Source organism: Chamaesiphon sp., from assembly GCF_041737865.1.
Taxonomy (GTDB): Bacteria; Cyanobacteriota; Cyanobacteriia; order Cyanobacteriales; family Chamaesiphonaceae; genus Chamaesiphon.
In genome coordinates this window covers 1-11169 of record NZ_JBGSQZ010000107.1, presented here as the reverse complement: position 1 = coordinate 11169, position 11169 = coordinate 1, and the positions used below count along the sequence as shown (strand labels likewise).

Below are 11169 nucleotides of genomic sequence, written 5' to 3'. Positions count from 1 at the left end.
CCGCCATCGTAGCGTTAGTACTGCCGCCATCATCAGGGGCAGGTTCAAGAGCCGATTTCTCAGTCCTAATTGGCGGTAGTAAAGACTTTGCTTAAAGAGTGCTGGTGTCAGTAAAGCCTCTAATTGAGTCTCGATGACTTCGTCTGCCACCCCTGGTTGATGTTGTTTTTTGGCGTGGTCACGGTTACTTTTACGGCTGCTGGTCATCAGACATCTATTACCTCAAACTGTTGACTAGAAACAGTTTGACATCTTTTGTTCACCCTCTTGACAAAGCTCTGCTTTTCTTAACTTGTCACTAATGCTATCAAACCACGATCGACCCTGACAAAGATCGCTGGGAACTCTGTTCGTGAGTACTATCACGCTGAGATGTAGTGGGAACGACTATCTTTGCCTTGGGGGTCTATTACACATAAATTCTAAAGACGATTTCATCACCTAAAAACCCACATTCCGCACTTCAGTTTTTACGACAAATACTTAGATCTATTTGTTACTCATTTGATAAATAAATACGCAGACAAGAACCGAAAGTAATTGAAGTTAAAAACTACAGTTAAAAACCAAAAGTAATGATAAAATGATTGTTAAAGCTCCAATTAATCAGAAACCTGAGCCAGTCTAATGCTGAAGATTCAGCGCGAACCTGCATTTAATTGCAAAAACAGGCAGACTCAGTTGAGTCTACCTGTTTTTGCTAATAGCTAATTATCGAAATTTCGATGTTAACTAATTATTTACTCACCTACTGGGGCTAACAAATCAGGTGCCACAGTCGCAGGGATTTTGTCCAGCTTGGGAGTGACAATGGCTTTACCATCTTCGCCGATATCGACGATCGAGGTATCACCATCTTTGAGACGACCAGAGAGCATTTCCTCTGCGAGGATGTCTTCTAGTAATCGCATAATCGCTCGACGCAGTGGACGCGCACCGTATGCAGGGTTATAACCTTCATCGATGAGACGATCCTTGAACCGATCTGTGACTTCGAGCTTGATTCCCTGCTCGGTCAGGCGACCGAATAGATCTTTGAGCATAATGTCGGCGATCTCTTTGACTTCTGGCTTGGTGAGCTGTTGGAAGACGATGATTTCATCCAAACGGTTGAGGAACTCTGGACGGAAGTAGTTTTTGAGTTCTTCGTTGACCAAGCTGCGAATCCGGTTGTAAGTAGCTTCGGTTTTGTTGTCCGAGAACTCGAATCCTAGACCACCACCACCTTTCTCGATCACTTTGGAACCCACGTTGGAGGTCAAGATGATCATGGTGTTCTTGAAGTCTACCGTGCGTCCTTTGGCATCGGTGAGGCGACCGTCTTCTAAAATTTGCAGGAGCATATTGAAGATGTCGGGGTGCGCTTTCTCGATTTCATCGAATAAGACGACGGTGTAAGGACGACGACGAACGGCTTCGGTCAATTGACCGCCTTCGCTGTAGCCGACGTAGCCTGGAGGCGAACCGATTAGTTTAGAAACGGTGTGACGCTCCATGTACTCGGACATATCCAAGCGGATCATCGAGTCTTCGGAACCGAAGAAGTAGTTTGCCAGAGCTTTGGTCAGCTCGGTTTTACCAACTCCAGTCGGGCCTGAGAAGATGAAACTAGCGATCGGACGGTTGGGATTTTTTAAGCCAACACGAGCGCGACGAATTGCCCTGGAGACAGCCTTGACAGCCTCTTCTTGACCGATCAACCGCTGATGGAGGGTTTCTTCCATATTTAGCAGTTTGACGGACTCAGATTCGGTGAGCTTGCTTACAGGTACGCCTGTCCAAGAAGCGACGATGTGCGCGATGTCTTCTTCGGTGACTTCGGGCATCACGCGATCTTCAGTCTCATCGGCAGCTTTTTTGGTTTGAGCGATCGTTTTGATCTCGGCTTTGATTTCGATTTCGCGGTCTTTGAGAGCACCTGCTTTATCAAAATCTTGAGAGCGAACGGCTTCGTCCTTCTCTTTGAGGACTTTACGCAATTCTTTGTCCAGCTCTTTTGCTGCTGCTGGGAGTTGGGAATTGAGCAAGCGAACGCGAGAGCCAGCTTCGTCCATCAGATCGATCGCTTTATCTGGTAAGAAGCGATCGGCGATATAGCGGTCGGCTAGTTTCGCGGCAGCTTCGAGAGCCAGATCGGTGATCTTCAGCTTGTGGTGCTGTTCATAACGTTCGCGCAGACCGTGGAGGATTTCGATCGTTTCGTCTACACTAGGTTCGCCGACCATTACTGGTTGGAAACGACGCTCTAGTGCGGCATCCCGTTCGATATGCTTGCGGTACTCATCGAGAGTTGTCGCACCGATACATTGCAGCTCGCCCCGTGCTAGCGCAGGTTTGAGGATATTTGCAGCATCGATCGCGCCTTCAGCAGCACCAGCACCGATCAGGGTGTGGACTTCATCGATTACCAGGATGACGTTTCCGGCTTGGCGGATCTCATCCATGATTTTCTTGAGGCGTTCTTCAAATTCACCGCGATATTTAGTCCCAGCGACTAATAAACCGATATCGAGGGTAACAACGCGCTTGTCTTCAAGGATATCGGGGATATCCTGATTGGCAATCCGTTGGGCTAAACCTTCAGCGATAGCTGTTTTACCAACACCTGGTTCGCCGATTAAAACTGGGTTATTTTTAGTCCGTCGTCCGAGGATTTGGATAACTCGTTCGATTTCCTTTGCTCGACCGACAACGGGGTCTAATTTACCGTCATGAGCCATTTGAGTGAGGTTGGAACCAAACTCATCTAGTGTAGGTGTTTTGTTGCTACCGCCCGATCGACCGCCAGCCGTTGCTGTCGCAGTTTCTGAGGTTTCGCCGAGCATCCGAATTACTTGAGTCCGAACTTTGGTTAAGTCCACACCCAGATTTTCGAGAACTCTTGCTGCTACGCCTTCACCTTCGCGGATCAAGCCCAGTAGTAAATGTTCGGTGCCGATATAGTTGTGTCCCAGTTGGCGGGCTTCTTCTAAAGATAGCTCTAAAACACGCTTCGCTCTGGGGGTGAAGGGGATTTCAACGGCTACAAAACCCGAACCACGTCCGATGATCTTCTCAACTTCGATCCGTGCGTCTTTGAGGTTGATCCCCATCGATTTCAAGACCTTTGCCGCTACGCCAGTACCCTCGCCAATCAATCCCAAGAGGATTTGCTCGGTACCAACGAAATTGTGCCCCAGGCGACGTGCTTCTTCCTGGGCCAGCATGATTACTTTAATGGCTTTTTCTGTAAAGCGTTCAAACATGGCTGTTTTCCATCCCCTGCTTTGTCCTGTGTCATTAAATCTTAACACAGTAAATTTGACGATTGGGAATAGTTATTTTAACGATCGGGTTCGGTAATAACTACCATTACTGGGGGGGGAGGGGATCGGCTACTGCCAAGATACTCCCAAGGATAGATTGCTTTTTTTCGATCTGTACTAGTTACATTTTGAGTGTTGGCTAGAAACTGCGATCTTTTAGATACTCGATCAGTAATTGTGGTAAATAATCGTAGCCATCGACACCGATCGCGGGTAGCAAATTTGGACGATACTGGACTAAAACCTTTTCAAATTCTTCATGTCCGAGTTGTCCTTGCAAGATCGTGGCTAAACTCGCGCTCTGTCGCCACTCCTTGGCACCGATTTGATGAAGCTGGTACATTGCCAGACAACTATAAAAGATCGCGGTTTTATTTTTTTCCAGGCTGTGGTGTGCCTCAGCGAGGTAGGTAAGATTCAGTCCTTGGAGGTACAAGTCGCCGACGGCTTGGGCGGCTTTGGTACCCAATTGGAGATACTCGATCGCTTTTTCTGGTTGTTGGATGGTGAGATAGGCGAGTCCGAGGCTGTGATAGCACAGGGCTAAACTCTGTTTATCTTCGAGAGTTTCGGCAAGTTTGAGACCGCGATCGAGATAACTGATATTCTGTTCGTAGATCTCCTCGTCCATTTGATCGATCGCGTGTGCTGCCAGTACTTCGGAGTAGCCAACGTTAGTTAGGGCATTAGCTTCACCTAGTTTATCACCCGTCTGTCTGGCTAAAATTAGGGCGCGTTGACTGTAGCTAATCGCCTGGGGATAGTCTTTTTGACCGATCGCAATGCGGCTCAGATGGTTGAGATTGGCAATTTCACACGGGCGATCTCCGGCGCGATTGGCGATTTCCAGGGCTTCTTGATGAAGTGCGATGGCGCGTTCGATCTGTCCCAATGTCTGCTGTGAATAGCCCAAAATAGTTAGCAGTCTTCCTTTCTCTTGGGTACCTGCTACCTGTTTGAGCGGGAGATCGAAATAAAAGAGGGTATCGCGGAGTGTTTCGCCAGAGAATGCCGCAAAAATCCCCCCATAGAGCGGGAAATTCGGACGTTGTGCGGCGGTTCTCAAGATTTGTAATGTTACCTGAAAACAGGCTTTAGCGATCGAGTCCCGATGATTGGTATTAACTCCTGTCGCTCTAGCGATCCCATTTGCCAACTCGCTCCAAATTGCCGCAAATGTAATCAGCGTACTAAAAGCCATCCGCTGTCCCCAAACGCGATCGTACATCTGGGCATCAAACCAAGCAACTAGAGCCGTCTGAATACTTTGCAAGACGATCGCCAACTCTGTCCAATCCCCCTCATCACCACTTCCTTGAGCTGCTGTAATGTCGGAAATTGACTGCTGACGACCGATCGCTTGAAATAATGACTTTGTGAGTGGTTTTGTGACTTGCTGCGCCCACAGCGACCAGGGGCCATTCTCTGTGGCTCCACCAAAACCGATTTGTTGACCGCTTTCATAGATCCAACTGACGAGGTGGGGTTCTAAAGTTGGCAATGCCTGGAGTCCGCGATCGAGTCCGAGCGATAATTGGCGTAATTGCTCGAAATCTGCGGGTTGGAGTCGCACATTTGCCACCGATTGGAGCGATTTAATCATCAGTTCGATCTGAGCGCGATCTAGCTTTCGCTCTTGATTGGGATCGAGTGCTTGGAGGAGGCTATTTAGACGTTCGGGTGGCTCGGCGGTGACGACTCGATCGATCGTGGCATTTACTATTGCTACCGCTTGGCGTTCGTCTTGCAAATTACCCAAAGCCGTCTGAATCCAAGCCAGAGCATTAAGTTTATGCTTTAATTTAGCTTGCTTGACTTCATCGGTGTGGCTGGCAATTTCCCGCTCGATCCCTTGGATTGTTTCGCTCAGACAACCTTCAAATATTTCACTCGTTCCGAGTTCGATCTGCTCGACTAGCAGTTGATAAATATACTCTTTCGAGATAATCTGTTTACCTGTCAGAATCCGCGTCACGATCTGCTCGATCGTCTGTAGATATCGTTCTCGCAATGTCTGAGGTTGAGGATTACTGTTAGGATTAGATCCAGCATCGGCAGAAGTCATAGTTATCAATTCCGATCTTTTGCAAATGTGTTTATGCTATCCTAATCCTTTCTTGGCGATCGTGGGTCGGATTCGTTCGCGTAGGTACGGTCGGTAATCGGCTCTATGCTGGCGAAAATTTCGTCTAAACTGACTAGCTTCGTACTTGGCTCTGGTGCGTTATGGCTTACGCCTAACACACCCTACAAATTTTCACCCTCTACCCTCTACCCCTAATACCTAAAGCCTAAAGCCTAAAGCCTAAAGCCTAAAGCCTACCCTCTACCCCTACCCTCTAAATGACAAAATACGGTTTGGCACTGCATACAAGTAGCCCCGCGCTGGGTTTAGCAATTGGTACCACTGCCGAAGATGTCCGTTGCCAGACATGGGATTTGGGACGAGAGACTTCCAATTATCTCCATCCCTATCTGCGCGATTTTCTTAGTCCTCAAACTTGGCAAGATCTGGACTGTCTGGCTGTAGCTAATGGCCCAGGCGGGTTTACAGGTGCGCGTCTGGGTGTAGTTACCGTCCGTACTTTGGCACAACAGTTAGACCTACCTGTATTTACTGTTTCTAGTCTAGCGGCGATCGCTTGGCAGACACCACAGGCTGGATCGATCGCGATTTCGATGCCTGCTCAACGGGGTGAAGTTTTTGCCGCAGTTTATCACATTAGTCTAGATCGTCAGGAATTTACGACTATTTTGCCCGATACAGTTTTCTCTTCAGCCGATTGGGATGCCCAATTAGTGCAACTCCAGCCCTCACATCATCACATCGTCCCACAGTCGGCAAATCTTGCCGATACTGTCGCTGGTGTGCTAGCTTTGGCACGGATGGAATACGATCGAGGGGAGCGTCCGCACTGGTCGATGGCAGTACCTTTTTATGGTCAACATCCAGTCATCAACCAGTCGATCGCTAAATAGTCAACTCCGATCTTTAGGCTGACGATGACGATCGCTCCATCATGGTGTAAAGTTACCTGCGATGGTTGTTGGCACGCACACTAACTATACATCTCAAGTAAATAGATTGAATCTCAAGCTCGACTGGATCGGTTACGATTAGCCGACTAATACGTGTGCATCCGACTGAAGCTTAACTTTGAGTAAGTCGGCGAGTTCTTGCAGTTGGGCAATCGCTTCTGCGCCTTCTAGCTTCATTAATTCGCGATCGTCGCGGAGTTCTGTCCAAGTAATCCCGTAGTCAGATACTAGGAACCGGATCAGATGGTTGGGAGCCAAACTCACCATGAAGTTGGCACTGTTCATGCGATCGCCACAGGTGTAACAGGCCGCCTCATAGCCGCGTCGCTCTAAAACAGTAGCTAGAGCCTGAAGGCTCATGACTAAATCTTTGACAAATTCTTGATGTTGATTTGCTAGTCTAAGAAACATAGACCTCCTTGTATTAGCACCACTGCAATTTATTATAACCTTTATTATTTTTTAATGTTTGTCTGATTGACAATCTTAATACTTGGGATGCTTTATCTCTACTTGGCTAATATCTGCCAGCGACGATCGAGGATCGACTTTGGAGTTGAAATTGGCTTAGGTGGATAAAGCTGCTGCTAGAATGGCAACCGGACGATCGACCATTCGGAGAACTGATGTTCTAACTATAACTTGCAGCCTAACCGAATACTTTGAGTAAAACTGTTAGATCCGGTACACTCGTGACGGATCTCCACCCCTAATCGCTAATTCCTAGTTTACCTGCCTGTGCCATAGCACCCATCAGACCAACTTGGGGATTGAGGATGACATGAACGGGAATTTTGCTTAATAAATCGCTGACTCTACCTTTGTGATTGAATGCCGTCAGAAAAGTTCCCTCAGTCAGCAGCGATAAGTTTTTGGCAGCGATGCCGCCAGCGAGATACAGTCCCCCATAGGGGAGGATTTTGAGCGCGAGATTCCCAGATTCAGCACCATAAGCAGAGACAAACATCTGCATGGTAGCTTGGGATAGGGGGTCGGTTTTGGCGATCGCTAGGGCGGAAATTAAGCCAGTAGGATCGACTGATTGCTCGGCTTGAGCTTCCCAGAGTCTAACTACATGAGCGACTTCAGGTGTTTCGGATAAGTTGCTAGTATCGCGCAGATATTGGTAGATAGTGACGATGCCAGGGCCAGAAACCACTCGCTCGTTGGAGACTCGATCGATTTGTTTATGCTGACAGATATATTGAAATAATTCAAATTCCTGGATCGATCGAGCAGCATAGTCTGTATGTCCGCCCTCAGCCGCAATTACCTGATAATCCGTGCCATCATAAATCAGAAAGCCTTGACCTAAGCCAGTACCCGCGCCAATTACTGCTTTTGGGGCATTTATTCGGGGTTGTCCGGCTTGAATGGTGTGGATGTCTTCTGGATGCAGTTGAGCGACACCATTACCAATTGCCACAAAATCGTTGATTAATTTGACATGGGGGATCTGTAATTCTTGCTCGATCTTGTCTGCGCTGATGTGCCAATCGAGATTTGGTAAATATGAGGCTCGATCGATTACCGCTCCAGCGATGCCAAAACAAGCATTCTCGATCGCGATCTCCAGTCCGAGTTGGGTTTGGGCGGCTGCTAAAAATTGCTGGACGATCGAGACTAGGCTACTATGCTCTCGACTCTGATACGATTGCTGGAATTCTACTTTGGCTGGTGATGTAGATCGAACCAGTCTGAGCAAAGTTTTCGTACCACCGAGATCGCCTGCTAATAAGTATGTCATGAGTTGTCTGGTGGATGTTTTGATGCTGCGATGTGACTCATGGCAGATTGCGACTTCGATCGAACATGACAATTATACGCCAAGCCTCTGAGGATTGCAGCGACAGGCACCTTTTTTAAAGCGGCGACAGCGAATTGGACTTCCTTGATATACTATACAGACACGCTCAGACTCATCGCCATCCCCCAGACATGCAGCCTACAGATCCTACCAAATTTACCGACCAAGCCTGGGATGCAATCATTAAGTCACAGGAAGTAGCCAGGAGATCGTTCAATCAGAACTTAGAAGTCGAACACGTCGCGATTGCGCTGTTGGAACAGCAGGATGCAGTTCCCAAAATTCTCGCGCGCGTGGGGGTGGATGCTGAGAAATTGGCGCGGCAATTGCAGGAATTTACTACCCGTCAGCCGAGATTGGATCGAGTTGTAGACTTGTATCTAGGGCGGAATTTAGATTTATTACTCGATCGAGCAGAAGCCGCTAGGGAGAGTTGGCAAGACCCGATTATTGGTGTAGACCATCTGATTTTAGCCTTGATGGAGGACGATCGAGTCGGTCGGCGATTGCTTGCGCCATTTAATTTCGATCGATCTCAACTAGAAGCCGCCATCAAACAAGTGCGAAGTGCAGCCCCAAAAGTCACTACCCAAACCGAAACCAGTGGAGACGCTCTACCTAAATACGGCAAAGATCTCACCGAAGCAGCCAGAGCGGGGAAAATGGATCCCGTGATCGGACGAGATGAAGAAATTCGCCGCGTCGTGCAGGTACTATCGCGTCGCCAGAAAAACAACCCCGTCTTAATCGGCGAGCCAGGTGTCGGGAAGACAGCCATCGCCGAAGGATTGGCGCAACGGATCGTCAATGGCGATGTGCCCGAATCGCTCAAAGATCGGACGCTTATCTCCCTGGACATGGGTAGTCTGATCGCTGGTGCTAAACTACGGGGAGAATTTGAAGAACGCTTGCGCTCTGTACTCAAGGAAGTCACTGAATCCGCTGGGCAAATCGTCCTATTTATCGACGAACTCCACACCGTCGTCGGTGCGGGTGGTAATCAAGGGGCGATGGATGCCAGCAACCTGCTCAAACCGATGCTGGCGCGGGGCGAATTGCGCTGTATCGGCGCGACAACCACCGATGAGTATCGCAAATATATCGAGAAAGATCCCGCTCTAGAACGCAGATTTCAGCCCGTACAGGTGAATGAACCCACCGTCGAAGATACGATTTCGATCCTGCGGGGATTGAAAGAACGGTATGAAGTTCACCACGGCGTGAAGATTAGTGATTCCGCTCTAGTTGCAGCCGCTACTCTATCTAGTCGGTACATCGCCGATCGATTTTTGCCTGATAAAGCGATCGATTTGGTCGATGAAGCAGCAGCTAAACTGAAAATGGAGATTACCTCCAAACCTGCCGAATTAGAAGCGATCGATCGCCGGGTGATGCAATTGGAAATGGAGAAACTCTCGCTCCAAGGTGAAAAACTGCGCGGTGACAGCTATCTCCCTACCCAAGAACGCCTGGAGAAAATCGATACCGAAATCACCACCCAGAAAGTCAAACAGGGCGAACTTACCAACCAATGGCAAGGGGAAAAACAACTGCTCGATGGGATTAAAAGCCTCAGAGAGGAAGAAGATCGGATCAGAGTCCAAAGCGAACAAGCCGAACGCACTGGCGATCTGGCTACCGTCGCCCGACTCCACTATGGGGAACTACCCAAACTCCAACAAGAACGGAGTGTCAAAGAAGCCGAACTCGCCCAAGTCCAAGTTCAAGGCTCTACCCTGCTGCGGGAACAAGTATCCGATGGCGACATCGCCGAAATCGTCGCTAAATGGACGGGAATTCCAGTCAACCGTCTCCTGGCTTCAGAACGCCAAAAACTACTCCAACTCGAATCACACCTCCACCACCGCGTGATCGGTCAACACGAGGCTGTCAGCGCAGTCTCAGCAGCAATTCGGCGCGCGCGAGCGGGGATGCAAGATCCCAATCGACCGATCGGATCGTTCCTATTTATGGGGCCGACAGGTGTTGGTAAAACCGAACTCGCCCGCGCCCTAGCTGAATTTCTGTTCGATAGCGATGATGCGATGGTGCGACTAGATATGTCTGAGTATATGGAGAAACACGCAGTTTCCCGCTTGATTGGTGCCCCGCCTGGATATGTCGGACACGAAGATGGCGGACAATTGACAGAAGCCGTGCGTCGCCATCCTTACTCGGTCGTGTTATTTGATGAGGTCGAAAAAGCCCATCCTGATGTCTTTAATATCCTGCTCCAAGTGCTAGATGATGGCCGGATTACTGACTCCAAAGGTAAAACCGTCAGCTTTTGCAACACGGTAATTGTGATGACGAGTAATATTGCCAGCGAACAGATTATGACGACACTACTCAATCCCGCCCGTGATAATACTCAAACCAACGACTTGCGCGAACAAGTAACCAATACCCTGCGGACACATTTCCGCCCAGAATTCATCAATCGGATCGATGAATTGACGATCTTTGAACCGCTCAAGAAAACCGAACTGCGGCAAATTGTCACGATTCAAATTCACCAGATCGAACGGATGTTAGCAGACCAAAAAATCAAAATTCAACTGACACCTGCGGCACAAGATTACCTCGCCGATGTCGGTTACGATCCGATCTATGGTGCCAGACCATTGAAACGGGCAATTCAACGAGAACTACAAAACCCGATCGCGACTAAAATTCTAGAAACCACCTTTGGGGAAGGCGATACAATTTTTGTCGATTGTGTCGTTGGCGTTGGCGATAGCCTGCCGTTAGGCACAGCCTCTCTGAAAGAGAATCGAGCATTAACATTTGGGACGAAACCAAGTAAGAGTAAAAAATCAACTCCTGCGGTGATTCCAGAGATCGTTTTACCTACCATCCTATAGAACCCATTTGAGATCTTCTAATTAGGGCTTGCTGAATTAGTCCCTGATGCTGTTCTAAAGCCTGAACTCCTTGCTAAAAAATGGTTTTGTTGCAAATATTCTCACTCGATCGCCAGATTCAAGCGATCGAGTGCAACGGTTCTGAGCCTTTCAA

The 11169-nt window shown here is 48.5% G+C and carries 6 protein-coding genes and 1 pseudogene; 2 read left to right on the top strand and 5 right to left on the bottom strand.

Annotated elements, in window-relative coordinates:
• The 3 genes and pseudogenes from ACEW9J_RS07650 to ACEW9J_RS07640 all read right to left on the bottom strand — a co-directional run.
• Positions 1–207 (bottom strand): annotated as a pseudogene (locus tag ACEW9J_RS07650) (IS4 family transposase); the annotation flags it as partial.
• Between the two features lie 533 nt (positions 208–740).
• Positions 741–3245, bottom strand: a complete 2505-nt coding sequence (locus tag ACEW9J_RS07645; protein ID WP_373544537.1) for an ATP-dependent Clp protease ATP-binding subunit — start codon at positions 3243–3245, stop codon at positions 741–743.
• Between the two features lie 199 nt (positions 3246–3444).
• The gene (locus tag ACEW9J_RS07640; protein ID WP_373544536.1) at positions 3445–5370 is read right to left on the bottom strand and encodes a tetratricopeptide repeat protein; all 1926 of its coding nucleotides are present in this window, start codon (positions 5368–5370) and stop codon (positions 3445–3447) included.
• Positions 5371–5648: 278 nt separating this feature from the next.
• Between ACEW9J_RS07640 and tsaB the strand changes: the two genes are divergently transcribed.
• Positions 5649–6284: a tRNA (adenosine(37)-N6)-threonylcarbamoyltransferase complex dimerization subunit type 1 TsaB gene (gene tsaB, locus ACEW9J_RS07635; protein WP_373544535.1), complete on the top strand. Its 636-nt coding sequence runs from the start codon at positions 5649–5651 to the stop codon at positions 6282–6284.
• A 138-nt stretch (positions 6285–6422) separates the two neighbouring features.
• On the opposite strand, the gene ACEW9J_RS07630 is transcribed toward tsaB, so the two are convergent.
• Both ACEW9J_RS07630 and ACEW9J_RS07625 read right to left on the bottom strand, forming a co-directional pair.
• Complete coding sequence (locus ACEW9J_RS07630) at positions 6423–6755, bottom strand: DUF1815 family protein (RefSeq protein WP_373544534.1); 333 nt, start codon at positions 6753–6755, stop codon at positions 6423–6425.
• A gap of 298 nt (positions 6756–7053) precedes the next feature.
• Entirely contained in the window at positions 7054–8091 is a 1038-nt protein-coding gene (locus ACEW9J_RS07625) for a glucokinase (RefSeq protein WP_373544533.1), read from the bottom strand.
• Between the two features lie 191 nt (positions 8092–8282).
• Here ACEW9J_RS07625 and clpB point away from each other — a divergent pair, with 191 nt between their 5' ends.
• Positions 8283–11015, top strand: a complete 2733-nt coding sequence (gene clpB, locus ACEW9J_RS07620; protein ID WP_373544538.1) for an ATP-dependent chaperone ClpB — start codon at positions 8283–8285, stop codon at positions 11013–11015.
• Positions 11016–11169: the final 154 nt, after the last annotated feature.